34 protein-coding genes and 1 other annotated feature (1 of these 35 only partly in view) are annotated in these 26,660 nt (G+C 43.3%); of the genes, 33 read left to right on the forward strand and 1 reads right to left on the reverse strand.

What is annotated here, in order from left to right; all coding sequences use genetic code 11:
• Positions 1–97 (forward strand) — a sequence feature (ribosomal protein L10 leader region); it begins 52 nt to the left of the window's first position.
• Positions 98–125: 28 nt separating this feature from the next.
• From rplJ to AYJ08_RS22110, 11 genes are all read left to right on the forward strand, one after another.
• A complete protein-coding gene (gene rplJ / locus AYJ08_RS22060; RefSeq protein WP_003345139.1) occupies positions 126–641 on the forward strand; it encodes a 50S ribosomal protein L10 in 516 nt (171 codons plus the stop codon).
• A gap of 31 nt (positions 642–672) precedes the next feature.
• Positions 673–1,032, forward strand: coding sequence for a 50S ribosomal protein L7/L12 (rplL, locus tag AYJ08_RS22065; protein WP_003333809.1), 360 nt, complete (start codon positions 673–675; stop codon positions 1,030–1,032).
• Between the two features lie 108 nt (positions 1,033–1,140).
• Positions 1,141–1,737, forward strand: a complete 597-nt coding sequence (locus AYJ08_RS22070) for a class I SAM-dependent methyltransferase (protein ID WP_064019494.1) — start codon at positions 1,141–1,143, stop codon at positions 1,735–1,737.
• Between the two features lie 336 nt (positions 1,738–2,073).
• Entirely contained in the window at positions 2,074–5,610 is a 3,537-nt protein-coding gene (rpoB, locus tag AYJ08_RS22075) for a DNA-directed RNA polymerase subunit beta (protein ID WP_064019495.1), read from the forward strand.
• Positions 5,611–5,640: 30 nt separating this feature from the next.
• Entirely contained in the window at positions 5,641–9,258 is a 3,618-nt protein-coding gene (rpoC, locus tag AYJ08_RS22080) for a DNA-directed RNA polymerase subunit beta' (protein ID WP_064019496.1), read from the forward strand.
• A 164-nt stretch (positions 9,259–9,422) separates the two neighbouring features.
• Complete coding sequence (locus AYJ08_RS22085; protein WP_003333804.1) at positions 9,423–9,677, forward strand: 50S ribosomal protein L7ae-like protein; 255 nt, start codon at positions 9,423–9,425, stop codon at positions 9,675–9,677.
• A gap of 118 nt (positions 9,678–9,795) precedes the next feature.
• Positions 9,796–10,218, forward strand: coding sequence for a 30S ribosomal protein S12 (gene rpsL, locus AYJ08_RS22090; protein ID WP_003333803.1), 423 nt, complete (start codon positions 9,796–9,798; stop codon positions 10,216–10,218).
• 51 nt (positions 10,219–10,269) lie between these two features.
• Positions 10,270–10,740 (forward strand): 30S ribosomal protein S7, encoded by a 471-nt coding sequence (gene rpsG, locus AYJ08_RS22095; RefSeq protein WP_003333802.1) that lies wholly within the window; start codon positions 10,270–10,272, stop codon positions 10,738–10,740.
• 70 nt (positions 10,741–10,810) lie between these two features.
• Positions 10,811–12,889: an elongation factor G gene (gene fusA, locus AYJ08_RS22100; protein WP_031413200.1), complete on the forward strand. Its 2,079-nt coding sequence runs from the start codon at positions 10,811–10,813 to the stop codon at positions 12,887–12,889.
• A 163-nt stretch (positions 12,890–13,052) separates the two neighbouring features.
• Positions 13,053–14,243: an elongation factor Tu gene (gene tuf / locus AYJ08_RS22105; protein WP_003345145.1), complete on the forward strand. Its 1,191-nt coding sequence runs from the start codon at positions 13,053–13,055 to the stop codon at positions 14,241–14,243.
• Between the two features lie 144 nt (positions 14,244–14,387).
• Positions 14,388–15,311 (forward strand): DMT family transporter, encoded by a 924-nt coding sequence (locus AYJ08_RS22110; protein WP_064019497.1) that lies wholly within the window; start codon positions 14,388–14,390, stop codon positions 15,309–15,311.
• A gap of 48 nt (positions 15,312–15,359) precedes the next feature.
• Here AYJ08_RS22110 and AYJ08_RS22115 read toward each other — a convergent pair whose 3' ends face one another.
• On the reverse strand, positions 15,360–15,764 hold the full coding sequence (locus tag AYJ08_RS22115; RefSeq protein WP_064019498.1) for a globin domain-containing protein: 405 nt from the start codon (positions 15,762–15,764) through the stop codon (positions 15,360–15,362).
• Between the two features lie 261 nt (positions 15,765–16,025).
• On the opposite strand from AYJ08_RS22115, the gene rpsJ reads away from it, so the two are divergent.
• From rpsJ to secY, 22 genes are all read left to right on the forward strand, one after another.
• Positions 16,026–16,334, forward strand: coding sequence for a 30S ribosomal protein S10 (rpsJ, locus tag AYJ08_RS22120; RefSeq protein ID WP_003333796.1), 309 nt, complete (start codon positions 16,026–16,028; stop codon positions 16,332–16,334).
• A gap of 148 nt (positions 16,335–16,482) precedes the next feature.
• Positions 16,483–17,109, forward strand: a complete 627-nt coding sequence (rplC, locus tag AYJ08_RS22125; protein ID WP_064019499.1) for a 50S ribosomal protein L3 — start codon at positions 16,483–16,485, stop codon at positions 17,107–17,109.
• Positions 17,110–17,126: 17 nt separating this feature from the next.
• Positions 17,127–17,750 carry a 50S ribosomal protein L4 gene (gene rplD, locus AYJ08_RS22130; protein WP_064019500.1) on the forward strand — a complete coding sequence of 208 codons (624 nt, stop codon included), beginning with the start codon at positions 17,127–17,129 and terminating at the stop codon, positions 17,748–17,750.
• A complete protein-coding gene (rplW, locus tag AYJ08_RS22135) occupies positions 17,750–18,040 on the forward strand; it encodes a 50S ribosomal protein L23 (protein WP_003333793.1) in 291 nt (96 codons plus the stop codon). The genes rplD and rplW overlap by 1 nt, the downstream gene beginning before the upstream one ends.
• Positions 18,041–18,073: 33 nt before the next feature.
• Entirely contained in the window at positions 18,074–18,904 is an 831-nt protein-coding gene (gene rplB / locus AYJ08_RS22140; protein ID WP_003333792.1) for a 50S ribosomal protein L2, read from the forward strand.
• A gap of 53 nt (positions 18,905–18,957) precedes the next feature.
• Positions 18,958–19,239 carry a 30S ribosomal protein S19 gene (gene rpsS / locus AYJ08_RS22145; RefSeq protein ID WP_003333791.1) on the forward strand — a complete coding sequence of 94 codons (282 nt, stop codon included), beginning with the start codon at positions 18,958–18,960 and terminating at the stop codon, positions 19,237–19,239.
• A 30-nt stretch (positions 19,240–19,269) separates the two neighbouring features.
• Positions 19,270–19,602 carry a 50S ribosomal protein L22 gene (gene rplV / locus AYJ08_RS22150; RefSeq protein WP_003345155.1) on the forward strand — a complete coding sequence of 111 codons (333 nt, stop codon included), beginning with the start codon at positions 19,270–19,272 and terminating at the stop codon, positions 19,600–19,602.
• Between the two features lie 13 nt (positions 19,603–19,615).
• Complete coding sequence (rpsC, locus tag AYJ08_RS22155; protein WP_003333788.1) at positions 19,616–20,278, forward strand: 30S ribosomal protein S3; 663 nt, start codon at positions 19,616–19,618, stop codon at positions 20,276–20,278.
• Between the two features lie 2 nt (positions 20,279–20,280).
• Positions 20,281–20,715, forward strand: a complete 435-nt coding sequence (gene rplP, locus AYJ08_RS22160) for a 50S ribosomal protein L16 (protein ID WP_018673893.1) — start codon at positions 20,281–20,283, stop codon at positions 20,713–20,715.
• Positions 20,705–20,902 carry a 50S ribosomal protein L29 gene (gene rpmC / locus AYJ08_RS22165; RefSeq protein WP_003333786.1) on the forward strand — a complete coding sequence of 66 codons (198 nt, stop codon included), beginning with the start codon at positions 20,705–20,707 and terminating at the stop codon, positions 20,900–20,902. The genes rplP and rpmC overlap by 11 nt, the downstream gene beginning before the upstream one ends.
• 22 nt (positions 20,903–20,924) lie before the next feature.
• Positions 20,925–21,191, forward strand: a complete 267-nt coding sequence (rpsQ, locus tag AYJ08_RS22170; RefSeq protein ID WP_003333785.1) for a 30S ribosomal protein S17 — start codon at positions 20,925–20,927, stop codon at positions 21,189–21,191.
• A gap of 59 nt (positions 21,192–21,250) precedes the next feature.
• Positions 21,251–21,619, forward strand: a complete 369-nt coding sequence (gene rplN / locus AYJ08_RS22175; RefSeq protein ID WP_003333784.1) for a 50S ribosomal protein L14 — start codon at positions 21,251–21,253, stop codon at positions 21,617–21,619.
• Positions 21,620–21,667: 48 nt separating this feature from the next.
• Positions 21,668–21,982: a 50S ribosomal protein L24 gene (gene rplX / locus AYJ08_RS22180; RefSeq protein ID WP_003333783.1), complete on the forward strand. Its 315-nt coding sequence runs from the start codon at positions 21,668–21,670 to the stop codon at positions 21,980–21,982.
• Positions 21,983–22,008: 26 nt separating this feature from the next.
• Positions 22,009–22,551 (forward strand): 50S ribosomal protein L5, encoded by a 543-nt coding sequence (rplE, locus tag AYJ08_RS22185; RefSeq protein ID WP_003333782.1) that lies wholly within the window; start codon positions 22,009–22,011, stop codon positions 22,549–22,551.
• Positions 22,552–22,575: 24 nt separating this feature from the next.
• Positions 22,576–22,761, forward strand: a complete 186-nt coding sequence (locus AYJ08_RS22190) for a type Z 30S ribosomal protein S14 (protein ID WP_003333781.1) — start codon at positions 22,576–22,578, stop codon at positions 22,759–22,761.
• A gap of 27 nt (positions 22,762–22,788) precedes the next feature.
• Entirely contained in the window at positions 22,789–23,187 is a 399-nt protein-coding gene (rpsH, locus tag AYJ08_RS22195; RefSeq protein WP_003333780.1) for a 30S ribosomal protein S8, read from the forward strand.
• A 30-nt stretch (positions 23,188–23,217) separates the two neighbouring features.
• On the forward strand, positions 23,218–23,754 hold the full coding sequence (rplF, locus tag AYJ08_RS22200) for a 50S ribosomal protein L6 (RefSeq protein ID WP_003333779.1): 537 nt from the start codon (positions 23,218–23,220) through the stop codon (positions 23,752–23,754).
• 33 nt (positions 23,755–23,787) lie between these two features.
• Complete coding sequence (gene rplR, locus AYJ08_RS22205; protein WP_031413212.1) at positions 23,788–24,150, forward strand: 50S ribosomal protein L18; 363 nt, start codon at positions 23,788–23,790, stop codon at positions 24,148–24,150.
• Between the two features lie 29 nt (positions 24,151–24,179).
• Positions 24,180–24,677: a 30S ribosomal protein S5 gene (rpsE, locus tag AYJ08_RS22210; RefSeq protein WP_003333777.1), complete on the forward strand. Its 498-nt coding sequence runs from the start codon at positions 24,180–24,182 to the stop codon at positions 24,675–24,677.
• A gap of 16 nt (positions 24,678–24,693) precedes the next feature.
• Positions 24,694–24,882 (forward strand): 50S ribosomal protein L30, encoded by a 189-nt coding sequence (gene rpmD, locus AYJ08_RS22215; protein WP_018673886.1) that lies wholly within the window; start codon positions 24,694–24,696, stop codon positions 24,880–24,882.
• 31 nt (positions 24,883–24,913) lie between these two features.
• On the forward strand, positions 24,914–25,354 hold the full coding sequence (rplO, locus tag AYJ08_RS22220) for a 50S ribosomal protein L15 (protein WP_003333776.1): 441 nt from the start codon (positions 24,914–24,916) through the stop codon (positions 25,352–25,354).
• Positions 25,354–26,649 (forward strand): preprotein translocase subunit SecY, encoded by a 1,296-nt coding sequence (gene secY, locus AYJ08_RS22225; protein ID WP_064019501.1) that lies wholly within the window; start codon positions 25,354–25,356, stop codon positions 26,647–26,649. The genes rplO and secY overlap by 1 nt, the downstream gene beginning before the upstream one ends.
• Positions 26,650–26,660 lie beyond the last annotated feature (11 nt).

Raw genomic sequence — 26,660 nt, forward strand, 5'->3', positions numbered from 1 at the left:
GTTGCTTAATTCCCTTCCGAGGTGTGTACTGTTAATAGATTAGCTCTGTTGATATGTGCCCTCGCGAACGTCTGCGAGGGCATTTTCAATTTACATTAGGATTGATTGCACGGGAGGTGTAACAAATGGCAGAAATTCGTCCAACTGTTATCCGTGAAGAGAAAGCACAAGTTATCAGCGAAATCGCTACTAAGTTACGCGAAAGTCAAACAACTGTAGTAGCTGACTATCGTGGTCTTACAGTTGCTCAGGTAACTGAACTTCGTAAACAATTGCGTGAAGCTGGCGTTGAATTTAAAGTATACAAAAATACTTTGGCTCGTTTAGCTACAGCTCAAGAAAACTTGAGCGATTTGGACCAATACCTTTTGGGACCAAACGTAATTGCTTTCTCCAAAGATGACGTAATTGCTCCTGCGAAGATCATCGCTGACTTCGCAAAGAAAAATGAAGCACTTGAAATCAAAGGTGGAGTTATTGAAGGTAAAGTAGTAGGCGCTGCTGAAATCAAAGCACTTGCTGCACTACCATCTCGCGAAGGTTTGTTGTCTATGCTTCTCAGCGTACTACAAGCACCAGTTCGCAACTTCGCGCTTGCGGTTAAAGCTGTTTCCGAACAAAAAGAAGGCCAAGGTGCCTAATTCGTTATAAGAAAGATTGGAGGACAATAAAATGAATCATGAGCAAATTTTAGAAGCTATCAAAGGTATGTCCGTTCTTGAATTGAACGATCTAGTAAAAGCAATCGAAGAAGAGTTTGGTGTAACTGCTGCAGCTCCTGTAGCTGTTATGGCTGGTGGCGCTGAAGCAGCTGCTGAGCAAACTGAGTTCACTGTTAACCTAGTTAGCGGTGGAGCTTCCAAAATCAACGTAATCAAAGTTGTTCGCGAAATCACTGGTCTTGGCTTGAAAGAAGCTAAAGACTTGGTAGATAACGCTCCTAAAGCTCTTAAAGAAGGCGTTTCTAAAGACGAAGCTGAAGGCATGAAAGCTAAGCTTGAAGAAGCAGGTGCAACTGTAGAAGTTAAGTAATTCTTCTACTGTCTATAGAGAAATCCCCCTTACCTATAAAGGTTGGGGGATTTCTGCTATCTAGGCTTATTTCATTTTAATGAATTGCTTGGGAAAGGAGGCAAGAGGATGAGTGATCATTATTACACAAACCGACCACAATCGGCACATGAGGAAGCTGAATTTGATTTTGAGCTGCGTGGAAAAACCTATCACTTTACTACCGATAGTGGTGTTTTTTCTCGGGAACGAATTGATTTTGGGAGCGTGCTCTTAATAGAAACCATGCAGTTTTCGGAACGTGCACGCGTTCTTGATGTAGGCTGTGGCTACGGTCCGATAGGGTTTGCGGCTGCATCGATAGCTAACAAGGGTCTCGTTACCATGATTGATATAAATGAACGAGCAGTAGCGCTTGCGAAACGGAATGCAGAGCGAAATGGTATTTCCAATGTGGAGATTATGGTCAGTGACCTTTACGAACAAGTAGAGGGTAGAGAGTTTGATGTTATCTTAACCAATCCTCCCATCCGAGCTGGAAAAGAGACGGTGCATCACATTTTCACGGAAGGCTATAAGCTTTTGGCGCCTGATGGTGAGATGTGGGTTGTTATTCAAAAAAAGCAAGGCGCACCATCTGCTATTAAAAAATTAGAAGAATATTTTCGAGAGGTAGAAACTGTCGAAAAAAGCAAGGGTTATTTTATAATTCGAGCAATAAAATGACCAAATCTCCTTGACGAGGCATTTTCCTTATGTTAACATTATAAAATGTCAATATGGGTTAAATGTCTAAACTGAGCGATTCCTGATTTGTCAACACCTTTTTATGCTGATTTTTTAGCGTAGAGGGTTAAAGCTGTAAAAGGTTGGGAATTCTTTTAGAATAGAGTTTTTTATCAAAAATGAGGTTAAATGGTTAACCCATTTTTATTTTTGTGTCTTCAGCGTCTGGTGTTATATTGCTAGATGCTTTCCGTTTTCCTAAATATTAAGAGGGAAGACATGTTGCGGTCAACATCTAATAAAGGATGTTGCAACAAATAGTGAGGGGTGAATGAGTTGGCAGGTAAACTGGTCCAGAGCGGTAAGCACCGCCAGCGTCGCACGTATTCTCGAATCAACGAAGTACTGGGACTACCTAACCTAATCGAAATTCAGCAAAAATCCTACCAATGGTTTTTGGATACTGGTTTAAGAGAAATGTTCCAAGACATTTCGCCAATCCAAGACTTTACTGGTAATTTAGTGCTGGAGTTTATTGATTATAGTCTTGGTGAGCCTAAATACGGCGTAGACGAGTCGAAGGAACGTGATGTAACGTATGCTGCTCCATTGCGTGTTAAAGTACGTCTTCTAAACAAAGAGACGGGCGAAGTGAAGGAGCAAGAAGTCTTTATGGGAGATTTCCCACTGATGACAGAAACGGGTACCTTCATTATAAATGGAGCGGAGCGCGTTATTGTCAGTCAGCTCGTTCGTTCCCCTAGTGTTTACTATAACACTAAAATTGATAAGAACGGTAAACAGACTTTTAGCGCTACTGTTATTCCGAACCGTGGAGCATGGCTTGAACTTGAAACCGATGCGAAAGATATTATTTATGTGCGTATCGATCGTACTCGTAAAATTCCAGTTACAGTATTACTTCGTGCTTTAGGTTTTGGAACTGATAAAGATATTCTAGACCTGCTTGGTCATGACGAGAAATTCGTTAACAACACGCTTGAAAAAGATAACACCGATTCTACTGAGAAAGCTTTGATCGAAATCTATGAGCGTTTGCGTCCAGGTGAACCACCTACAGTTGAGAACGCGAAGAGCTTATTGATCTCTCGCTTCTTTGATCCAAAGCGCTATGATTTAGCATCAGTAGGTCGCTATAAAATGAACAAAAAGCTCCATATTAAAAACCGCCTATTCAACCAACGTCTTGCTGAGACGCTGATTGATAAAACAACAGGTGAAATCATTGCAGAAGCGGGTCAAATTATTGACCGTCGTGTTATGGAAAAGATTCTTCCGATGTTGGAGGGTGGCGTAAACTATGTGGACGTACGTACACATGGTGGAGTTCTAGAAAATGAAACGATTACTCTTCAATCTATAGATATCTTTGATGAAGAAGGTAAAGTAGTTAAGGTTATCGGTAATGCGAATATTGATATGTCTGTAAAGCATATTACTCCAGCAGACATCGTTTCGGCAATTAACTATTTTATTAACCTACTGCATCGTGTAGGTACTACAGACGATATCGACCATTTGGGTAACCGTCGTCTGCGTTCTGTAGGTGAATTGTTACAGAATCAATTCCGTATCGGTCTTTCTCGTATGGAACGCGTGGTTCGTGAACGCATGTCCATTCAAGATCAAAATCAAATTACACCGCAGGCTTTGATTAACATCCGTCCTGTGATCGCGGCAATCAAAGAGTTCTTTGGTAGCTCCCAGCTTTCGCAGTTCATGGATCAAACGAATCCGCTTGCTGAGTTAACACATAAACGCCGTTTGTCCGCATTAGGACCTGGTGGTTTGACGCGTGAACGCGCTGGTTTCGAAGTGCGGGACGTGCATCACTCTCACTATGGACGTATGTGTCCGATCGAGACTCCAGAGGGACCAAACATCGGTTTGATCAACTCCTTGTCTACGTTTGCTCGTATTAATGATTACGGCTTTATTGAAACACCTCGCCGTAAAATTAATCCTGAAACAGGCGTTGTATTGTCTGAGATTGAATACCTGACTGCTGATGAAGAGGATGTATATAACGTAGCTCAGTCGAATCAGCCACTAGCTGAAGATGGCAGATTTGCTAACGAGATGGTTATTTGCCGCCGCAAAGGTGAAATCCTTAACGTTCCTCGCGATAAGGTAGACTTTATGGACATCTCTCCTAAGCAGGTTGTGTCAGTTGCGACAGCGTTGATTCCGTTCCTTGAGAACGATGACGCCAACCGTGCCCTAATGGGATCAAACATGCAACGTCAGGCCGTTCCTTTGCTAATTCCTCAAGCTCCATTTGTAGGAACTGGTATGGAACATAAAGCAGCGCAAGACTCCGGTGTTGCGGTTGTTGCAAAATGGCCTGGAAAAGTAGAGCGTGTAACAGCTCGCGAAGTAACTGTTCGACGTTATATAGAGGTTGACGGCAAACAAGTTCTCGGAGACCTAGATAAATATAAAATGCACAAATTTATCCGTTCTAACCAAGGGACTTGCATTAACCAACGTCCGATTGTAAAACCTGGCGATATTATCGAAAAAGGCGATATCATCGGTGATGGTCCGTCCACTGAGAAGGGCGAATTGGCGCTTGGTCGCAACGTTATCGTAGCGTTTATGACTTGGGAAGGTTATAACTACGAGGATGCGATCTTGCTAAGTGAAAAACTGGTTAAAGATGACGTCTACACGTCCATTCATATTGAAGAATATGAATCCGAAGCGCGTGATACGAAGCTAGGACCAGAAGAGATTACACGCGATATTCCGAACGTAGGGGAAGAGGCGCTGAAGAATCTTGATGAACGTGGTATCATTCGCGTTGGTGCCGAGATCCGCGATGGCGATATCCTTGTTGGTAAAGTAACGCCTAAAGGTGTAACAGAGCTAACAGCGGAAGAGCGCCTATTGCACGCGATCTTCGGTGAAAAGGCACGCGAAGTTCGTGATACATCACTGCGTGTACCACACGGTGGCTCCGGTATTGTTGTTGATGTAAAAGTATTTACTCGCGACAATGGCGATGAATTGCCTCCAGGTGTTAATCAACTAGTGCGTGTATACATTGCTCAGAAACGTAAGATTTCCGTTGGGGATAAAATGGCCGGTCGACATGGTAACAAAGGGGTTATTGCCCGTATCATGCCGGAAGAAGATATGCCGTTCCTACCGGATGGTTCACCAGTTGAGATCGTCTTGAATCCACTGGGCGTACCATCGCGTATGAACATCGGTCAGGTACTTGAAACACATTTAGGTATGGCTGCTAAATTGTTGGGTATTCACGTAGCGACTCCTGTTTTCGATGGTGCACGTCAAGACGATGTTCTTGATACACTTGAAGAAGCTGGATTAGACCGTGACGGTAAAACCCTTCTATACGATGGCCGTACAGGTGAATCATTCGATCGCCGTGTAACAGTAGGTTGCGTGTACATGCTGAAACTGGCTCACTTGGTTGACGATAAGATTCATGCTCGTTCAACTGGACCATACTCTCTTGTTACGCAACAACCATTGGGTGGTAAAGCCCAATTTGGTGGTCAGCGCTTCGGGGAGATGGAGGTATGGGCGCTTGAAGCATACGGTGCCGCATATACTCTGCAAGAGATCCTCACCGTTAAATCTGACGATGTTGTTGGTCGTGTTAAAACGTACGAAGCGATCGTTAAAGGTGAAAACGTACCAGAACCGGGCGTTCCAGAATCATTCAAAGTATTGATTAAAGAACTTCAAAGCTTAGGTATGGACGTAAAAATCCTCTCTGGAGACGAGCAGGAAATTGAAATGCGCGAAACCGATGATGAGGATGAAGGAACTGGAGAAAAGTTAAATCTCTTACCTGAAAGCATAGGCGCACAAGATGAGTAAGATTCCGGTACAAGAGGGAGGTAACGCCCTGTGATTGACGTCAATAATTTTGAATATATGAAGATTGGTTTAGCTTCTCCCGATAAGATCCGTTCGTGGTCTTTCGGGGAAGTTAAAAAACCTGAAACAATTAACTACCGTACCCTGAAGCCTGAGAAAGATGGTTTGTTCTGTGAGCGTATTTTCGGACCAACCAAGGATTGGGAATGTCATTGCGGTAAATACAAGCGCGTTCGTTATAAAGGTGTAGTCTGTGATCGATGCGGCGTTGAGGTAACTCGTGCAAAAGTGCGTCGTGAACGTATGGGACACATTGAGCTTGCTGCTCCTGTTTCCCACATCTGGTATTTCAAAGGTATCCCAAGCCGCATGGGTCTGGTGCTGGATATGTCTCCACGTTCCCTTGAGGAAGTTATCTACTTCGCTTCTTATGTAGTAGTAGATGCCGGGGATACTCCTTTGGACAAAAAACAACTTTTGTCTGAAAAAGAATACCGTAACTACCGCGAGAAATATGGTCAATCCTTCCAAGCAGCGATGGGTGCTGAAGCAATTCGCCGTTTGCTAGCTGAAATTGATCTTGAAAAAGAAGTAAGCACTCTGAAGGAAGATTTAAAAACTGTACAGGGTCAACGCCGTACTCGTGCGATTAAACGTCTAGAGGTGCTGGAAGCATTCCGTAACTCTGGTAATCGTCCTGATTGGATGGTACTTGACGTATTGCCTGTAATTCCTCCAGAATTGCGCCCGATGGTACAGTTGGATGGTGGGCGTTTTGCGACATCTGACCTAAATGACTTGTATCGTCGTGTGATCAACCGCAACAACCGTCTAAAACGCCTCCTTGAACTTGGCGCGCCAGACATTATCGTACAAAACGAAAAACGTATGCTACAAGAAGCAGTGGATGCGTTGATTGATAACGGTCGTCGCGGACGTCCTGTTACTGGTCCTGGTAACCGTCCATTGAAATCTTTGAGTCATATGCTTAAAGGTAAGCAAGGTCGTTTCCGTCAAAATCTTTTGGGTAAACGTGTTGACTACTCTGGTCGTTCCGTTATCGTAGTAGGACCGAACCTTCGCATGTACCAATGCGGTCTGCCTAAGGAAATGGCGTTGGAACTGTTCAAGCCTTTCGTAATGAAGGAGCTTGTAGCAAAAGGCCTAGCTCATAACATTAAGAGTGCAAAACGTAAAGTTGAACGTATACAGCCTGAGGTATGGGACGTATTGGAAGAGGTAATCAAGGAACATCCTGTATTACTAAACCGCGCTCCTACCTTGCACCGTTTGGGTATTCAAGCATTTGAGCCGGTATTGGTTGAGGGACGTGCGATTCGTCTGCATCCGCTCGTATGTACAGCTTATAACGCTGACTTTGACGGTGACCAAATGGCGGTTCACGTACCATTGTCTGCGGAAGCACAAGCTGAAGCTCGTATCCTAATGCTTGCTGCTCAAAACATCTTGAACCCGAAAGATGGTAAACCAGTTGTTACACCTTCTCAGGATATGGTGCTTGGTTCTTACTATCTGACGCTGGAGCGCAGAGGAGATGTGGGTGAAGGTTCTATCTTCCGTGACCCTGCTGATGCGATTGCAGCTTATGAGAATGCATATATCACGCTGCAAACACGCATCCTTATTCCGGCTAAGAGCTTGAGCAAAACTTCATTTACGGAAAAACAGCAGGATGCATTGCTAGCAACTACGGTAGGTAAAGTAATCTTTAATGAAATTTTCCCTCCAGAGCTGCCATACATTAATGCTCCTACAAGAGACAACCTTCAGAACCAAGTTTCTGATGAGTACTTTATGTTTGAAAAAGGTCAGGATACTACTGCTTTTATTAAGAGCTTGAAGGATCCGGGTGCTGTTAAAAAAGGCTTCTTGGGAACAATCATTGCTGAATGCTTCCGTCGCTTTGGAACAACCATGACCTCTGAAATTCTTGATAAAATAAAAGAATTGGCATTTAAATACTCAACAAAAGCTGGTATTACGATTGCCGTTGCCGATATCGTAGTTCCATCTGAAAAACAATCCATTCTTAGCAGTGCTGATGAGAAAGTAAATGCGGTAATGACGCAATTCCGTCGTGGTTTAATTACCGAAGATGAGCGTTATGACCGTGTTATCTCCATCTGGTCAAAAGCTAAAGATGAAGTTACTGACGTTCTCATGAAATCCATGGATCAATTCAATGCGATTTACATGATGGCTAACTCCGGAGCCCGTGGTAACGTGTCCCAGATTACTCAGCTAGCTGGTATGCGTGGTCTGATGGCAAACCCGTCAGGTCGAATCATCGAGTTACCGATCAAATCCAACTTCCGTGAAGGTTTGACGGTATTGGAATACTTCATCTCTACGCATGGTGCGCGTAAAGGTTTGGCCGATACAGCCCTGCGTACTGCTGACTCAGGTTACTTAACTCGTCGTCTGGTAGACGTAGCGCAAGACGTTATCGTTCGCGAAGAAGATTGCGGAACAGATAAAGGTATTCGCGTAAGTGCTATTAAAGATGGTAAAGAAGAAATCGAAAAGCTGTCTGACCGATTGGAAGGTCGTACCTGCTTTGAAACTGTTCGTCATCCTGAAACAGGCGAGATCCTTGTTCATCGCAATGAGGAAATTACCGAGGAGATGGCTGAATTAATCGTTAAGCTTGGCATTCAAGATGTATACATTCGTAACGTACTTGCTTGCCGCACAAGTCACGGGGTCTGCAAACGTTGCTATGGCCGTAACCTAGCAACAGGAGCAGAGGTAGAAATCGGTGAAGCAGTAGGTATTATTGCTGCACAATCTATCGGTGAACCAGGTACACAGTTAACAATGCGTACGTTCCATACCGGTGGGGTAGCAGGGGACGATATCACGCAAGGTTTGCCGCGTATCCAAGAGTTGTTTGAAGCTCGTAACCCGAAAGGTCAAGCGGTTATCACCGAAATCGACTCAGAAGTGGTTAGCATCCGTGAAGATAAAGATAAACGCATCATCGAGGTTCGCGGTGAAGCAGAAAACAAAGAATACGCAGCGCCATACGGTGCACGTATCAAGGTATCTGTTGGCCAAAAACTAAATGCCGGTGATGAGTTAACAGAGGGTTCTGTAGACCCGAAAGAAATGCTGAAAGTACGCGGTCAGCGCGGTGTATCCAACTACATCCTGCAAGAGGTTCAGAAAGTTTACCGTATGCAAGGGGTAGAAATCAACGACAAGCACGTTGAGGTAATGATTCGTCAAATGCTTCGTAAATTGCGTGTCATTGATAGTGGAGAAACTGATCTGTTGCCAGGTTCTTTCGTAGAAGTTCATGAATTTGAGCAAGCCAATGCGAAAGTGCTTATGTCTGGTAAGAGCCCAGCAGTTGGACGTCCAGTGTTGCTTGGTATCACAAAAGCATCCTTGGAGACAGATTCCTTCTTGTCTGCAGCATCCTTCCAAGAAACAACACGTGTTCTTACAGATGCAGCGATTAAGGGTAAAGTAGATAAGCTACTTGGATTGAAGGAGAACGTAATTATTGGTAAGCTGATCCCGGCTGGTACCGGTATGAACCGTTATCGCAACTCAAGACTCTTAAATCGTGAACAAGCAGAAGGTAACACAGATGTACTAGAAACAGTATCAGTAGAATCTTAGTTTGCTATATTGATAAAGAGGCGTTTCCTCTCTGGGGAAACCGCCTCCTTATCAATTTAATAGAAAGTAATTTTTTATAGAATAATAGGTTGACTTCTATAAAAATAGCTGGTATGATACTTGAGTGTGCCTGATACTCAATTACTTTGGAGGATATGATCATCATGTCTTATGAAAAAGTAGAGTGGGCAAAGGAGTTAACGATCGGTATTAATCAGACCACCAAAGCGATCGAACACGGACTTATTGAGGAAGTGTTTCTGGCTAAGGATGCAGATAGACGTTTAATACAAAAGATCGCACTTCTATGTAAAGAAAAGGGTGTTCCCGTCAACTTTGTTGATTCCATGAAGCGCTTAGGTAAAGCGTGCGGAATACAGGTTGGGGCAGCCGCTTGTGCAATAAAAAAGAGTGGTTAAGTCATGTTTTTGTTGAAGAACAGTGCGTTTTTCTGGCAAAGGCATCTTATTTTGCCCATATGTGATTCACCTGGATCTGTGGTCTTACAATAAAGAATGAGGAAGGAGGAAAAAGATCATGCCTACAATTAACCAATTAGTGCGCAAAGGTCGTAAAGATAAAGTAGTAAAGTCTAAGTCCCCAGCTCTACAAAAAGGGTACAACAGCTTTAAGAAATCTCAAACGAACCAAAGCTCGCCTCAAAAACGTGGTGTATGTACTCGTGTAGGTACAATGACACCTAAAAAACCGAACTCCGCGCTTCGTAAGTATGCTCGTGTACGTTTAACTAACGGAATCGAGGTTACAGCTTACATCGGAGGTATCGGTCACAACCTTCAAGAACATAGTGTTGTACTAGTTCGTGGTGGTCGTGTAAAAGACTTACCAGGGGTACGTTATCATATCGTACGTGGTGCGCTTGATACTGCGGGTGTTAACAACCGTATGCAATCTCGCTCCAAATATGGTACAAAACGTCCGAAGGCTGCAAAAAAATAATCACGTTGCGTGATTACATTATATTAACTCTAGGAAAAGGAGGGAAACTTGATGCCGCGTAAAGGTCCAGTTGCTCGACGCGACGTATTGCCAGATCCAATTCATAACAGCAAGTTGGTTACTCGTTTAATCAACCGTTTGATGTTGGACGGTAAGCGTGGAGTTGCGCAAAATATCCTATATAACTCGTTTGACATCATTCAAGAACGTACAGGACGCAACCCTATGGAAGTGTTCGAAGAAGCTCTTAAAAACATCATGCCTGTACTTGAGGTAAAAGCTCGCCGTGTAGGTGGTGCTAACTACCAAGTACCTATCGAGGTTAAACCTGAGCGTCGTACGACTCTTGGTCTTCGTTGGTTAGTTAACTACGCTCGTCTTCGTGGTGAAAAAACTATGGAGCAGCGTTTGGCTAGCGAAATTATGGATGCAGCAAACAGTACTGGTGCAGCTGTTAAGAAACGTGAGGACACTCACAAAATGGCTGAAGCAAACAAAGCGTTTGCACACTATCGCTGGTAGAATGCAAAGGCGGGTATCCTTTTGATACCCGCATATTCTCACATATGAGTATGGAAGGAGCAATTCCTAAATGGCTCGCGAATTCTCTCTAGCGAATACGCGTAATATCGGTATCATGGCACACATCGATGCCGGTAAAACGACAACAACCGAGCGTATTCTTTTTTATACCGGTCGCGTTCACAAAATCGGTGAGACACACGAAGGTGCCGCAACGATGGACTGGATGGAACAAGAACAAGAGCGCGGTATCACAATCACTTCTGCTGCTACGACTGCTCAATGGAATGGTCACCGCATCAACATCATCGATACACCTGGTCACGTAGACTTCACAGTTGAGGTTGAACGTTCTCTGCGTGTACTTGATGGTACTGTTGCGGTTTTTGACGCGAAGGGCGGCGTAGAACCTCAGTCTGAGACTGTATGGCGCCAAGCAGACCGTTATGGTGTACCACGTATTTGTTACGTAAACAAAATGGATATCATGGGTGCAAACTATGATATGTGTTTGGAACAAATTAAAGAGCGTCTAGGCGCTAACCCTGTAGCTATCCAATACCCAATTGGTGCTGAAGATAATTTCACAGGTATCGTTGACCTTGTTGAAATGAAAGCTCACATCTATGTAGATGACTTGGGCAAAACTTCTGAAACTACAGAGATTCCTGCTGAATTGAAAGAAAGATGCGAAGAACTTCGCATGCATCTTGTTGAAGCAGCTGCAGAACAAGACGAAGAATTAATGATGAAATACCTTGAAGGCGAAGAGTTAACGATTGAAGAAATCAAAGTTGCTCTGCGTAAAGGTACTATCGCAGTTAATCTAGTTCCTGTTCTTTGTGGTTCTTCCTATAAGAACAAAGGTGTTCAATTGATGTTGGATGCAGTAGTTGACTACTTGCCAGCTCCAATTGACGTACCAGCTATCAAAGGTACTCTTCCTGATAGTGAAGAAGAAGTAGTTCGTGAATCCGATGACAATGGTCCGTTCTCTGCTCTTGCATTTAAGATCATGACTGACCCTTACGTTGGTAAACTTACATTCTTCCGTGTATACTCTGGTACACTAGCTTCCGGTTCTTACTTGCTGAACTCTACTAAGGGTAAACGCGAGCGTATCGGACGTATCCTACAAATGCACGCTAACCACCGTGAAGAAATCCCTATGGTTTACTCCGGTGACATCGCAGCGGCTGTAGGTTTGAAGGATACTACAACTGGGGATACCTTGTGCGATGAGAAGTCGCCAGTTATCCTTGAGTCTATGGTATTCCCTGAGCCAGTTATCCACGTTGCTATTGAACCAAAATCCAAAGCAGACCAAGATAAGATGGGTATCGCCCTTTCTAAACTTTCTGAAGAGGATCCAACGTTCCGTACGCACACTGATGAAGAGACTGGACAAACCATCATCGGTGGTATGGGTGAGCTTCACCTAGATATCATCGTTGACCGTATGAGACGCGAATTCAAGGTAGAAGCTAACGTGGGTGCTCCACAAGTAGCTTACCGTGAAACATTCCGCGGATCTGCTAAGGTTGATGGTAAATTCGTACGCCAATCCGGTGGTCGTGGTCAATACGGTCACGTTGTGGTTGAGTTCTCTCCACTTGAGCCAGGTCAAGGCTTCATGTTTGAGAACAAAATTGTTGGTGGTGCGGTTCCTCGTGAATACATCCCAGCAGCTCAAGCGGGTATCGAAGAATCTATGAAAAATGGTGTTCTTGCAGGATTCCCACTTGTAGACATTAAAGCTGTTCTTGTAGACGGTAGCTACCATGATGTAGACTCCTCTGAGATGGCGTTTAAAGTTGCAGGTTCCTTGGCACTTAAAGAAGCAGCTAAGAAGTGTGGAGCTGTTCTTCTTGAGCCAGTTATGAAAGTAGAAGTTACTGTACCTGAGGACTACATGGGTGACGTAATGGGTGACCTTAACTCTCGTCGTGGACGCATTGAAGGTATGGATGCTCGTGCAAACGCACAAGTTATCCGTGCAATGGTTCCACTTTCTGAGATGTTTGGTTACTCTACAGTACTACGTTCCCGTACACAAGGTCGCGGTCAGTACTCTATGCAAATCGACCACTACGAAGAAGTACCAAGAAATATTTCTGATGAAATCATCAAGAAGTCTAAAGGTGAATAATCAGTATCTATTTTTTGGGAATTTACTTCCAGTGTAGATTTCTCTCTTTATCTTCAAAGAAGAAAGGTTTACAATATTGTTTGGTTACAACCAACTGCATGTAAACCTTTCTCTCTATACTTATTATAAAAAACCTTTAATCTTTAAGGAGGCACAAATTCTCATGGCAAAAGCTAAATTTGAGCGGAATAAACCCCACGTTAACATTGGTACTATCGGTCACGTTGACCATGGTAAAACAACTCTAACTGCTGCTATCACTACTGTTCTTTCAGTAACTGGTGGAGCAACTGCTATGGACTACGGTAGCATCGACGCTGCTCCTGAAGAGCGCGAGCGTGGTATCACAATCAACACTGCACACGTTGAGTACGAAACTGAAACTCGTCACTATGCACACGTTGACTGCCCAGGCCATGCTGACTATGTTAAAAACATGATCACTGGTGCTGCACAAATGGACGGAGCGATCCTAGTAGTATCTGCTGCTGACGGTCCAATGCCGCAAACTCGTGAGCACATCCTTCTTTCTAAACAAGTAGGTGTACCTTACATCGTAGTATTCATGAACAAATGCGACATGGTTGACGATGAAGAGTTGCTAGAACTAGTTGAAATGGAAATCCGTGACCTATTGTCTCAATACGAGTTCCCAGGTGACGACACTCCAGTAATCAAAGGTTCTGCTAAAGAAGCTTTGGATAATCCAAATGGCGAATGGGCTAAGAAAATCCTTGAGTTGATGGAAGCTGTTGATTCTTACATCCCAACTCCAGAACGTGCTACTGACAAACCATTCTTGATGCCTGTAGAGGACGTATTCACAATCACTGGTCGTGGTACAGTTGCTACTGGTCGCGTTGAGCGCGGTGTTATCAAAGTTGGTGACGCTATCGAAATCATCGGTCTTCAAGAAGAAACTCGCAACTCCACTGTAACAGGTGTTGAGATGTTCCGTAAGCTTCTTGATCAAGCTGAAGCTGGGGATAACATTGGTGCTCTTCTACGTGGTGTTGAGCGTAAAGACATCGAGCGTGGACAATGTCTAGCTAAACCAGGTTCCGTTAAACCTTACACTAAATTCAAATGTGAAGTTTACGTTCTATCTAAAGAAGAAGGTGGACGTCATACTCCATTCTTCGCTAACTACCGTCCACAGTTCTACTTCCGTACAACTGACGTAACAGGTATCGTTCAATTGCCAGAAGGCGTTGAAATGATCATGCCTGGCGATAACACTGAGTTCACTGTTGAACTTATCGCTCCAGTTGCAATGGAACAAGGTACTCGTTTCGCGATCCGCGAAGGTGGCCGTACAGTAGGCGCTGGCGTAGTATCTACTATCGTTGAGTAATTTTTACTTGATATAAAAACCCGAGGATATATTCCTCGGGTTTTTTGTATGCCTTTGTAAACGTTACTTTTCAGCCACCCTATAGTCAAATCATTATCAACCTGTTACAATACCTTTCATATTTGATTGAGGAGTGGAACAGAAGTGGGAAAGAAAGATTCATACATCTATGTCATATTAACATCTGTAGTATGCTTCTGGGGACTTAATGTAGTAATGATAAAATATCTGTCTTTTTTTCCTCCAGTGGTCATTGCGGCAATTCGTATGTTGATTGCGGCAATTGTATTAACGCCAATCCTATTTATTAAGAAAGAAAAATGTAAGATATCAGTAAAGCAATGGCTGTTTATAGTAGCAATCGGCTCTACGTCAATTGCTTTGCATCAGATTCTTTTAGCTTGGGGGCTTCAACATAGTACGGCTGGAAGCACCTCATTGATTTTGGCATTAAATCCTTTAGCCACTAGCTTATCAGCCGCTATGTTTTTTGGAGAAAAGCTAAGTTTCCGCAAGGGCTTAGGTATTTTACTTGGTTTTACTGGTGTAATTATTGCAGTTACATCAAAAGGGAATGGACAAATCTCCTTTGGATTGGGCGAGATCATTATCTTTGGATCTATGCTGATGTATGTAGCAGGTGGTTTATTGGTAAGAGGGGCTAAGTCAACTGGTTTGCCGGTATGGGAGCTGACGGCGTATTCTCAGTGGATAGGTGCTATCATGTTAGGGATTTTGAGCGTGGGGATGTATCCTACATATATTTATCAGGAGATGAATACCAGTTGGTTCACCTGGTTTGTAATTTTTTGCTCGGGTGGCATATCCAGTGGTCTCGGATCATTAGGCTGGAATTATGGTATTCAAAAGATAGGGGCTAGTCAAACATCTATTTTTCTCAATGGCATGCCAATAGCGAGTTTGCTTTTTGCTGCTTTGCTTATTGATGAGCCGTTTACTTATTTGGCTATAATTGCTCTGCTATGCACAGTTGCGGGAGTTTATCTAGGTTCTACAAAGCCGCGCCCTGTGAAAATTCCACTATCTATCAAAGGTAGAGGAGTTTAAATGAAGTTCCAAGAGTGAAAAACCTATATTATATAGAAGAAGGGACGCCTAGGATGGCGTTCCTTCTTGTTGATTCCAATGATTAATCATATGGTGTGCTGTCAAAGTAAGTCGTTCAAAAATCTGAGATTTCATCGGTTCCTCAATCTCAGTATGATCTAGAGCCTGTTCCATACAATGAAGCCAAGCTCCTGCTCGTTTTGGAGTAATTTCAAAAGGCAAGTGACGCGCGCGAAGCATGGGGTGTCCATGTTTTTCAGAATAGAGAGAAGGTCCACCAAGAAATTGAGTAAGAAACAAATATTGCTTTGCTTTTACTTCTGTAAGATCAGATGGAAAAATAGGAATTAAGTCTTCATGCTTGGCAACCAAATCATAGAAGTGATTTACTAGTTTCCTAAGGGTGGGAGCTCCTCCAATTTGGTCATAAAGGCTTCCAGACTTTTCAATCACATGAAGGCTCCTTTCTATTGTATAATAGCAAAAGTCGTAGCTCGCATAACTCTATTATACTTGTTTGATTAGAAATTCATAGGAATTACAAAAAAAACTTGCAATGCCTATATTTCTTTAGTAAAATAGTGAATGTTGGTCATGGACTTGCGATGATGCGGGAGGTTGCTGACACACCCGGCTCCTTTGCCATTGCTGGGGTGCAGGATATTTTCGCGGAGAAATGTCCGTTATAATATGGGCGAAAAAGGAGGGACTACAATGGCAAAACAAAAGATTCGTATCCGATTGAAAGCATATGATCATAAGATTCTAGATCAATCAGCAGAAAAAATCGTAGAAACTGCGAAACGTTCCGGTGCAAATGTATCTGGTCCGATTCCGCTTCCTACTGAGAAAGCTGTGTACACAATTCTTCGTGCGGTTCATAAGTATAAAGATTCTCGTGAGCAATTCGAAATGCGTACGCATAAGCGTCTAATTGATATCTTGAATCCAACACCACAAACGGTTGATGCACTAATGCGTTTGGATCTACCATCTGGTGTTGATATTGAGATTAAGCTTTAATCTCTACCTAGAGCGCGACACGCTAGCTAGCGTTGTCTTGATGAGTACGGAAGTTAAAGGATTCACCATATAGCTCCCCTGCTCGTCAGTAGGGACTTGATACAACAAAGGTCATTTTATGAAAATGTTAATGTAGGAGGTGGCACAAATGACCAAAGGAATCTTAGGAAAAAAACTTGGAATGACTCAAGTTTTCGCTGAAAATGGTACAGCGACTGCTGTAACTGTAATCCAAGCAGGTCCTTGCGTGGTTCTTCAAAAGAAGGATCAAGCGACTGATGGATATGAGGCAATTCAGATCGGTTACGACGATAAGAAAGAAAATCGTACGAACAAACCTGAAAAAGGGCATGCAGCTAAAGCTAACACTGCACCTAAGCGCTTCATCCGTGAAATCAACGGAATTAACCTCGCTGATTATGAGGTAGGTCAAGAACTTAAAGCCGATATTTTTGCCGCAGGAGAGTTTGTAGACGTGTCCGGCGAGACAAAAGGTAAAGGTTTTGCAGGTTCTATCAAACGCCACAACCACGCTCGTGGTCCAATGGCTCACGGTTCTCGTTACCATCGTGGACCAGGTTCCATGGGTTCTATCGCAGCTAACCGTGTATTCAAAGGTATGAAATTGCCTGGTCAAATGGGTGGCGAAAAAGTAACAATCCAAAATCTTGAGGTTGTTAAAGTTGATACAGACCGTAACTTGATTCTTGTTAAAGGTTCCATACCTGGACCTAAAAACAGCTACGTAGTCGTGCGTACGGCTGTCAAGAAATAAGGAAAGGAGGAACTGACATGCCAAAAGTAGCTCTTTATAACCAAACAGGTGCGCAAGTAGGCGACATCGAATTGGCTGAAGCTGTATTCGGTATCGAACCAAACAACGCTGTACTGTTTGATGCAATCGTTATGCAACAAGCTTCTCAACGCCAAGGTACTCACGATGTTAAAAATCGTTCTGAAGTACGTGGTGGCGGACGCAAACCATGGCGTCAAAAAGGTACTGGTCGTGCACGCCAAGGATCTATTCGCTCTCCTCAATGGAAAGGCGGCGGCGTAGTATTCGGACCTACACCTCGCAAATATGGATATAAGCTAAACCGTAAAGTTCGTCGTTTGGCTCTTAAATCCGCTCTATCTACAAAAGTACAAAACAATGAATTGTTGGTACTAGATGCATTGACTATGTCTGCTCCTAAAACTAAGGAATTTGCTGGTATTCTTTCTAACTTGAAAGTTGATCGTAAAGTTCTTATCGTAACAGCAGATTATGATCAAAACGTTGCTCTTTCTTCTCGCAACATCCCAGGTGCTAAGTGCATTGATGCTGTTGGCGTTAACGTTCTTGACCTAGTTGCTCATGATAAAGTAATCGTAACTAAAGAAGCGATTGCTAAAGTAGAGGAGGTGCTCGCATAATGAAGAGCCTTCACGATGTTATCAAGCGCCCTATCATTACTGAGCGCACCACCGATATGATGGCTGACAAGAAGTACGTTTTCGAAGTACCTATGAAAGCCAACAAAACGGAAATCAAACAAGCTATTGAGAAAGTTTTCGGCGTAAAAGTTGAAGCAGTTAACACAATTCGCGTTGCTGCAAAACCTAAACGCTATGGTAAATATGCTGGATACACTTCTGAGTGGAAAAAAGCAATCGTTAAATTGACTGCTGATAGCAAAGAGCTAGAATTCTACGAAGGTATTTAAGCTCGACGACTTTCTATAAGGAGGGAATAAGGAATGGGTATCAAGAAGTTTAAACCGACTTCTCCGAGTCGTCGCCATATGACGGTTTCTACCTTCGAAGAGATCACAACCTCCACTCCGGAGAAATCTCTTCTACAACCGCTTAACAAAAAAGCTGGACGTAATAACCAAGGTAAGATTACTGTTCGTCATCAAGGTGGCGGCCATAAGCGTAAATATCGTGTTATCGATTTCAAACGTAACAAAGATGGTATCGTAGGTCGCGTAGCTACTATCGAATACGATCCAAACCGTTCTGCAAACATCGCGTTAATTAACTACGTTGATGGTGAAAAGCGTTACATCATCGCTCCACATGGTTTGAAAGTTGGAGATGAGATTGTATCTGGCGCAGATGCAGACATCAAAACAGGTAACTGCTTACCACTTGTAAACATTCCTGTTGGTACAACAATCCACAACATTGAGTTGAAACCAGGTAAAGGTGCTCAGTTGGTTCGTGCAGCTGGTACTTCTGCTCAATTGCTAGGTCGCGATGGCGAATTCGTAATCGTGCGTCTAGGTTCTGGTGAAACTCGTCGTATCCACAACGTATGCCGTGCTACTATCGGTCAAGTTGGTAACTTGGATCATGAGTTGATCAACATCGGTAAAGCTGGTCGTAAACGTTGGTTGGGCGTACGTCCTACTGTTCGCGGTAGCGTAATGAACCCTAACGATCACCCACACGGTGGTGGTGAAGGTCGCGCTCCTATCGGTCGTAAAGCACCAGTTACTCCTTGGGGTAAACCTGCATTGGGTCTTAAGACTCGTAAGAAGAAAAACAAGAACGATAAATACATTATCCGTCGCCGTAAGAAGTAAGATCGGATAATACAATAAACCGAACGCCTTTGGCGAAGGGAGGTTTCTGAACTATGGGTCGTAGCTTGAAGAAAGGTCCTTTCGTGGACGACCACTTGATGAAAAAGGTTGATGCTTTGAACGAGAAAAACGAGAAGAAAGTTGTCAAAACTTGGTCTCGCCGTTCTACTATCTTCCCTGATTTTATCGGTCATACATTCGCTGTATACGATGGTCGTAAACATGTTCCTGTATACGTGACTGAAGATATGGTCGGACACAAATTAGGTGAATTCGCACCTACTCGTACCTTCAGGGGTCACGTCGACAACGACAAAAAATCCAAGAAGCGCTAATTATTCTCTTCATAGAGGGGAGGTACAATCATGGAATCTAAAGCAGTTGCTCGTAATATTCGAATCGCGCCTCGTAAAGTGCGTCTAGTTATCGATCTAATCAGAGGCAAGAAAATTGGAGAAGCTCTAGGTATTTTGAAACACACTCCTAAAGCAGGTTCTCCAGTAGTAGAGAAGCTTTTAAACTCTGCGATTGCTAATGCTGAGCATAACCACAACATGGACGTTGAGAATCTTGTTGTGAGTCAAATTTTCGTAGATCAAGGTCCTACCTTGAAACGATTCCGCCCACGTGCAATGGGTCGTGCTAGCCGTATTCATAAGCGCACTAGCCACATTACAGTGGTACTAAACGAAAAATAAGGAGGGAAATTGAGTGGGACAAAAGGTAAGTCCGGTCGGTCTGCGAGTTGGCGTAATTCGTGACTGGGAATCCAGATGGTATGCTGATAAGGACTTCGCAACTTTGTTGCATGAAGACCTTCACATTCGTAAATACATCAAAGGTCGTCTTAAAGACGCTGCTGTATCTACAGTTGAAATCGAACGCGCTGCAAACCGCGTAAACGTAACAATTCACACTGCTAAGCCTGGTATGGTTATCGGTAAAGGTGGCTCTGAAGTTGAAACACTTCGTAAAGCTCTTTCCCAACTTACTAGCAAGCGTGTACACATCAATATCAACGAGATCAAGAAACCTGATCTTGACGCTACTTTAGTAGCTGAAAACATTGCTCGTCAATTAGAAAACCGTATTTCTTTCCGTCGTGCACAAAAGCAAACAATCACTCGTTCTTTGCGTGCAGGTGCGAAAGGTATCAAAACACTTGTTAGTGGTCGTCTAGGTGGAGCTGATATCGCTCGTTCTGAAGGTTACAGCGAAGGTACTGTACCTCTTCATACATTGCGTGCTGACATCGACTATGGTACAGCTGAAGCTCACACTACTTATGGCCGCATCGGTGTAAAAGTATGGATCTACCGTGGTGAAGTTCTTCCAACTAAGAAGAACGTTGCACGAGTGGAAGGAGGCAAGTAAACATGTTGATGCCTAAACGCGTGAAGCATCGTAAACAACATCGTCCGAAGTTGTCCGGTAACGCTAAAGGCGGTACAACTGTTGCTTTCGGTGAATATGGCCTCCAAGCTCTTGAACCAGCTTGGGTAACGAATCGTCAAATCGAGGCAGCACGTATTGCGATGACACGTTATATCCGTCGTGGCGGTAAAGTTTGGATTAAAGTTTTCCCAGACAGACCGATTACACAAAAACCTTTAGAAGTCCGCATGGGTTCTGGTAAAGGTTCCGTTGAAAAATGGGTTGCTGTAGTTAAACCAGGTAAAGTTATGTTTGAACTTGCTGGTGTATCTGAAGAAGTAGCGCGTGAAGCTATGCGTCTTGCTATGCACAAACTACCTGTTAAGTGTAAGTTTGTTAAGCGCGAAGAAGTGGGTGGTGACGCACATGAAGGCTAATGAATACCGCAATCTAACCACTGCCGAGATCGAACAAAACGTTTCTTCTTTGAAAGAAGAATTGTTCAACCTTCGTTTTCAATTAGCTACTGGCCAATTGGAAAACACGGCTCGTATTAAGCAAGTGCGTAAGGATATCGCATGCGCGAAAACTATCCTACGCCAACGTGAATTAGGAATCGGCTAATATAAGGAAGGAGGTTCCAACGATGACCGCACAACGCAATTTGCGTAGAACGCTGGTAGGTCGTGTAGTATCAGACAAAATGGATAAAACTGTTGTTGTTCTGGTTGAAACCTACAAAAAACATACGTTGTATGGTAAGCGTGTGAAGTACTCTAAAAAGTTCAAAGCACACGATGAAAACAATACAGCTAAAATCGGTGATATCGTAGAAATTATGGAAACTCGTCCGCTTTCTAAGGACAAGAGATTCCGTCTTGTAAAAGTAGTACAAGAAGCTGTCATTGTATAAGATAGCTTACTATATGATAGACTCGGATAAAACATCACATCCGAAGGGAGTGACTCAGAATGATCCAAACTCAATCCAGACTAGCAGTTGCTGACAACTCTGGTGCTAAAGAATTAATGTGCATTAAGGTTCTTGGTGGATCTGGCCGCAAGACTGCTAACGTAGGCGACATTATCGTTTGCTCTGTCAAAGCTGCTACACCCGGAGGAGTTGTCAAGAAAGGTCAAGTAGTTAAGGCTGTTATCGTTCGTACCGTTAGTGGCGTACGTCGTAATGATGGTTCTTACATCCGCTTCGACCAGAATGCAGCTGTAGTTATCAAAGATGATAACTCTCCACGTGGTACTCGTATCTTTGGACCGGTTGCTCGTGAGCTTCGTGAAAAAGACTTCATGAAGATCATCTCTCTGGCTCCTGAGGTTATCTAAATTAACGTAACAAATTTGTATTTTGTTCGATAGGAGGTGCACCCAGCGATGCACGTAAAAAAAGGCGATATGGTTATCGTTACTGCGGGCAAAGACAAAGGTAAAAAAGGTCAAGTATTGGCTGCTTTACCTAAAAAAGACCGTGTGTTGGTAGAAGGTATTAATCTTGTGAAGAAGCATGCTCGTCCTTCTCAAGCGAATCCTCAAGGCGGAATCGTAACACAAGAAGCTGCCATTCACGTTTCTAATGTCTCTCTAATTGACCCTAAAACAGGAAAACCTACCCGCGTAGGTTACAAAGTATTAGAGAACGGTAAAAAAGTTCGGGTTGCGAAAAAATCTGGCGAAGTAATCGATAAGTAGTCAGGTCGGAAAGGAGGTTGTCTTAAATGGCAGCAAGATTGAAAGATAAGTACTTGCAGGAAATCGTTCCTAGCTTGATGACTAAGTTTAACTACAAAACTGTCATGCAAGTTCCTAAAGTAGAGAAAATCGTAATCAACATTGGTGTTGGTGAAGCAGTTGCTAACGCAAAAGCTATCGATACAGCCATTGAAGATTTGCAATTAATCGCTGGTCAAAAACCAATTGTTACTCGTGCGAAGAAGTCTATCGCTGGTTTCAAATTGCGTGAAGGTATGCCAATCGGTGCGAAGGTAACACTTCGTGGTGAGCGTATGTACCAATTCCTCGATAAATTGATGAACGTATCTCTACCACGTGTTCGTGACTTCCGTGGTATTTCATCCAAAGCTTTTGACGGTCGTGGAAATTATACTCTTGGTCTTAAAGAGCAATTGATTTTTCCAGAGATCGAATACGATAAAATTGATAAGGTTCGCGGTATGGACATCGTAGTGGTAACATCTGCGAAAACTGACGAAGAAGCTCGTGAACTTCTAACTCAGATGGGTATGCCATTCCGTAAATAAACCCTATCGTAAGGAGGGACAATTGTGGCAAAGAAATCTATGATCGTGAAGCAACAGCGTGATCCAAAGTTCAAAGTTCGTGCGTATACTCGTTGCGAACGTTGCGGTCGTCCGCACTCTGTGCTTCGCAAATTTAAACTGTGCCGTATTTGCTTCCGTGAATTGGCTTACAAAGGCCAAATTCCAGGTGTAAAGAAAGCCAGCTGGTAATATAGACGGGAAGGAGGTTTTTCTCTCATGGTAATGACTGATCCAGTTGCTGATATGCTAACTCGTGTCCGCAATGCGAACATGGTTCGTCACGAGAAAGTTGAAATTCCTGCATCTAACCTAAAGAAGGAAATTGCTCGTATTTTGAAAGAAGAGGGCTTTATCCGTGATGCGGAATTTATTGAAGACAACAAGCAAGGAATCATTCGTTTGTTCCTTAAATACGGGGTTAACAACGAACGTGTAATCACTGGCCTAAAACGTATCAGTAAGCCAGGACACCGTGTTTATGCTAACAACAATGAAATTCCTCGTGTATTAGGCGGACTAGGTGTCGCTTTGATCTCTACTTCCAAAGGTGTTTTGACTGACAAACAAGCTCGTCAAGCACATGTTGGTGGAGAAGTACTAGCTTATATTTGGTAATCTTAGATTTACGCACAGGAGGTGCAAGTCATGTCACGTGTCGGTAAAAAACCGATTACGGTTCCTGCAGGCGTTACTTTAACTCTGAACGGTACAGAGTTGACAGTAAAAGGCCCTAAGGGTACTCTCGTTCGTAACTTTCATCCGGACATCAAAATCAACATTTCTGAATCTGAAGTAAACGTTGAGCGTCCGTCTGACAATAAACTTCATCGTTCTCTCCATGGTACTACTCGTGCCTTGGTTTCGAACATGGTTGTAGGTGTATCTGAAGGTTTCACTCGTACACTTGAACTAGTAGGTGTAGGTTATCGTGGAGCTAAGTCTGCTAACGGTGTAACTCTTTCTTTAGGTTTCTCTCACCCAGTTGAGGTAACTCCTGAAAAAGGAATCGAATTAGAATTAACTAACCAAACAACACTTGTTGTTAAAGGTATCGATAAAGAGCGTGTAGGCCAAGTGGCTGCTGAAATCCGTTCTCTACGTAAACCTGAGCCTTACAAAGGTAAAGGTATTCGTTACAGCAATGAAGTTGTTCGTCGTAAAGAAGGTAAAAAAGGTAAATAAGCCGCATAGTTTCATCAGAAAGGAGGCCGCTTAATGTTTACGAAAAACGATAAAAACAAAGCACGGAAAAAACGTCAACTGCGTATTCGTAAGCGTGTAATGGGTTCTGCTGCTCGTCCACGTTTGAACGTTTTCCGTTCTTCTAAGCATATCTATGCTCAGTTAATCGATGATGTAGCAGGTACAACTCTTGCAGCTGCATCTTCACTTGATAAAGAGCTTAACTTAAATAACGGTTCTAATATTGAAGCAGCAACTGCTGTTGGTAACTTGATCGCAGCACGCGCTCAAGAAAAAGGTCTCACTGAAATCGTCTTTGACCGTGGTGGTTACTTGTACCATGGACGTGTTAAAGCACTAGCTGATGCAGCACGTGAAGCTGGTCTGCAATTCTAGGAGACAATAAGATACAAGGAGGGAAAAGAATGCGTATCGACGCTAGCAAATTAGAGCTAGAAGAAAGAGTCGTCGCTGTTAACCGCGTAGCGAAAGTGGTTAAGGGTGGTCGTCGCTTCAGCTTTAGCGCACTAGTAGTAGTAGGCGATAAGAACGGCCATGTTGGCTCTGGTATGGGTAAAGCCCAAGAAGTACCGGACGCTATTCGTAAAGCAATTGATGACGCGAAGAAAAACATGATTCGCGTACCTTTAAAAGGAACTACCATCCCTCACGAAGTTTTGTGCCATTTCGGTTCTGGCCGCGTATTGATCAAGCCAGCTTCTGAAGGTACAGGAGTTATCGCGGGTGGCCCAGTTCGTGCGGTACTTGAACTTGCAGGTGTAGGTGACGTGTTGAGTAAATCTTTGGGTTCTAACAACCCAATCAACATGGTTAGCGCTACTCTTGAAGGTCTTAGCCGTCTGAAAACTGCTGAGGACGTAGCTAAACTTCGCGGAAAAACTGTCGCAGAACTTTTAGGATAGAAGGAGGGAAAGGGACATGGCGAAATCATTACAAATCACGCTAAAACGTAGCCTCATCGGTCGTCCGGCTGACCAGAAGGAAACGGTGAAAGCCCTTGGCCTTCGCAAAATCCGTCAAACAGTAGAAAAAGAAGATAACGTAGCAATGCGTGGTATGATTTTCAAAGTTAAACATCTTGTAGATGTAAAGGAAATCGGAGAATAAGCTACAGATTGATAGTGAGGAGGTGCAACCTATGAAATTGCATGAACTTAAACCAGCAGAAGGTTCCCGTCATGAGCGTAAACGTCTAGGACGTGGTATCGGTAGCGGAACTGGTAAAACAGCTGGTAAAGGTCACAAAGGTCAAAATGCTCGTTCTGGTGGTGGCGTACGCCCAGGATTTGAGGGTGGTCAAAACCCACTATTCCGTCGTTTACCTAAACGTGGCTTCCACAACATCAACCGCAAAGAGTTTGCAATCGTATCTCTAGATGCATTGAACCGCTTTGCTGAAGGTACAGTGGTTACACCTGAGTTGCTTAAAGAAACAGGAGTTATCAGTGCTCTTCGTGATGGCGTGAAAGTTTTGGCTAACGGTGAATTAACAGTGAAGCTAACAGTAAAAGCTCACAAATTCTCTGGTGCTGCTGCTGAAAAGATTGCTCAAGTCGGTGGAACCACTGAGGTGATCTAATGTTAGGATCTTTTTCTAACATCTTTAAGATAGGCGACCTGCGTCGAAAGGTGTTTTTCACTCTTTTGATGCTTGTCGTCTTCCGAATTGGAACCCACGTTCCTGTGCCTAACATCAATGTTGATTTACTTCAAGGTAATACCAACAATTTTGTAGGTCTTCTGGATACATTCTCTGGTGGTGCATTGAAAAAATTCTCTATCTTCGCGATGGGAATTATGCCATACATCACTGCTTCGATCATTATGCAGCTTCTTTCCATGGATGTGGTTCCGAAGTTTACGCAATGGTCGAAGGAAGGAGAAGTGGGACGTCGCAAAATTGCGCAGGTAACACGCTACGGTACGATTGTTCTTGGATTTATCCAATCACTTGGTATGACCTATGGTTTTAACCGAATGATGAACGGATTAGTTACTGATACATCTTGGAGCAGCTTTTTGTTAATTGCTTTGACTCTAACAGCAGGAACTGCTTTTTTGCTGTGGTTAGGTGAGCAAATTACCGAAAAGGGCATTGGTAATGGTATTTCCATTATCATCATGGCGGGTATCGTCGCCAATATACCTGGTGGGATTCATACAATCTATGAGATGCAGTTTAACAATCCCAACTCGCAAGTTTTCTTTGGAGTTATTAAAATCTTATTGATTCTACTTGCGGTTCTATTGCTGGTTGTAGGGATTATCTTCATGCAACAAGGCTTGCGTAAGATTCCTGTTCAGTATGCGAAACGTGTTGTAGGACGTAAGATGTATGGTGGACAGTCTTCTCATATTCCACTAAAAGTCAACTCAGCAGGGGTTATTCCGGTAATCTTCGCTGTGTCGCTAGTAGTGTTTCCGTCAACAATCGCTAGTTTCTGGGTTAAACCGACTGGTGAAGGAATTGCTAACTGGATTTATAACAACTTCCAAGTTAGCGCTCCGCTTGGCATGACGCTTTATGCGGTGTTAATCATTGGCTTTACGTTCTTCTATACATTTGTTCAGATGAATCCTGCTCAAATGGCAGAAAATATGAGAAAGAATGGCGGTTACATTCCTGGAATTCGCCCTGGTACTAACACCGAGGTATATATTACTCGTACATTAACTCGCCTAACGTTCGCCGGTGCTATATTCCTGACTATCATCTCACTATTGCCTTTCGCATTTAGTAAGATGTTTGGATTACCTAACTCGATTTATATCGGTGGTACTTCCATCTTGATTATGATTGGGGTTGTTCTCGACACCATGAAACAAATCGAGAGCCAGCTTATACAGCGTCATTACAAAGGCTTCATTAAATAACGAGTATAATA

Source organism: Brevibacillus sp. SKDU10, assembly GCF_001645205.1.
GTDB lineage: Bacteria > Bacillota > Bacilli > Brevibacillales > Brevibacillaceae > Brevibacillus_B > Brevibacillus_B halotolerans.